2 protein-coding genes are annotated in these 1,412 nt (G+C 66.6%); both read right to left on the reverse strand.

Annotation, left to right across the window (positions count from 1 at the left end; translation table 11 throughout):
• Positions 1–123: 123 nt before the first annotated feature.
• Positions 124–411, reverse strand: a complete 288-nt coding sequence (locus KZA10_RS15260) for a DUF4913 domain-containing protein (RefSeq protein ID WP_218683310.1) — start codon at positions 409–411, stop codon at positions 124–126.
• Entirely contained in the window at positions 363–1,319 is a 957-nt protein-coding gene (locus KZA10_RS15265) for a TraM recognition domain-containing protein (RefSeq protein ID WP_219870305.1), read from the reverse strand. The genes KZA10_RS15260 and KZA10_RS15265 overlap by 49 nt, the downstream gene beginning before the upstream one ends.
• Between the last annotated feature and the right edge of the window lie 93 nt (positions 1,320–1,412).

Below are 1,412 nucleotides of genomic sequence, written 5' to 3' on the forward strand. Positions count from 1 at the left end.
GGGACACGAAGGCCTCCTGTGTTGCGTGAGCGGTTTCTAGACAGCTCCACTCTCGCAACCGGAGGCCTTCGTCTCTCAACAGCTCACGCGCGATTCACGCAACAACGTCCCTGGACATCACAGCTAGTCCGTGTCCATGCGTTCGTGGGGTTCGTGGCCGGCGCCGTCGCATCGTTGGAAGACGCCGTCTTCGCGGCTGGTGAGTTGTGGGATGTGGTAGTCGAGGATCTCGCGATAGAACGTGTGCAGCGACGGGGCGCCCTTGATGCGGAGGCGCATGAGGGTCCCTTCGTCGTAGATGCCGGCGAGCCGGTGGACGGCGTCGGGGTGTTCGGTCCAGCGGCTGCACCATCGCCCGGATTTCACGAGCCCGACGGTGCCGGTGAGGTAGTCCTGGAATGTGCCTTCCACCCACTCGACGAGCTCAGGCGGCGCGGTGGTGAGAGGGACGCTCCATGCGAGCAAGGAGATCGATGATTCGTCTTCGTCGTCCTTGGTAACCGGTGTGCTCTTCGCCGCGTCCAGCGTCTCGAGGGCGACGTCGAGCTTTCGTTGTGCGGGGGTGAGCTCGTGGTGGGCTTCTTCGTGGCGCCGTGCTGCGCGTGCTTGTGCGCGGGTCTTCTTGGCGAGTTCGCGGTGCGCGGCCGCGACCTGCCAGGGCAGTTTCGCGTCGTCGCTCGTGTAGTCATCGACCTTCGCTTCCGCGACGGTGACGTCGTCGTTCGCTCGGCCAGCGCATCGTCGGCGGCGGCCGCTTTCTCCTCGGCGCTGTGCAGTGCCTTCTCGGCCGCGGCGACGTCCATCGCAGCGGCGGCGATCGCGAGCTCGTCGACGACGAAGCTGTCTTCGGTGGTCTCAGACACATGAACGTCCTCCTCCGCCTGGTGGTGCACACGGTCGGGACGCATCGCGACCAGCTGCCGGAGGCGCTTGTCTGTGAACCACGGCCGCGCCCGTACGAGCGCGGGCCGGCACCCGGAGGCGAAGACGATCATGCGGCCGACGGAGAGGACGTCGAGATCTGCGACGTCCATGATCCGTTCCGTGCGGCGAGAGACCTGTGTGGAGCCACCGCCGCGGCCGGCGCTGGTGGAGCGTTCGGTGTATTCGTAGTCGCCGATGAGGTCGGACACGTTGCGGTAGAACGAGGCGGAGGCGTTGCCGCCGGCGTAGATCCACCACATCGATGCGGCGAGCAGCTTCTCATATCCGCCGTTGGGCCACACGAGCTTGCCCTGGTCCTCGCTCTGCAGGATCGTCACGACGACGATGCCGCGGGCACGGTAGTGGCTGTACCGGTCGGGAAGGTCGGGGATCAGGAAGAACGATCAGACGGCGGCGACGTTGAACTGCGTGCCGCCGACGGCGAGCACTCCGTAGCGCGCGTGCAGCGCGACGGGGGTGCCGGGGGC

The organism is Microbacterium sp. BF1 (assembly GCF_019279095.1).
Classification (GTDB): Bacteria; Actinomycetota; Actinomycetes; order Actinomycetales; family Microbacteriaceae; genus Microbacterium; species Microbacterium maritypicum.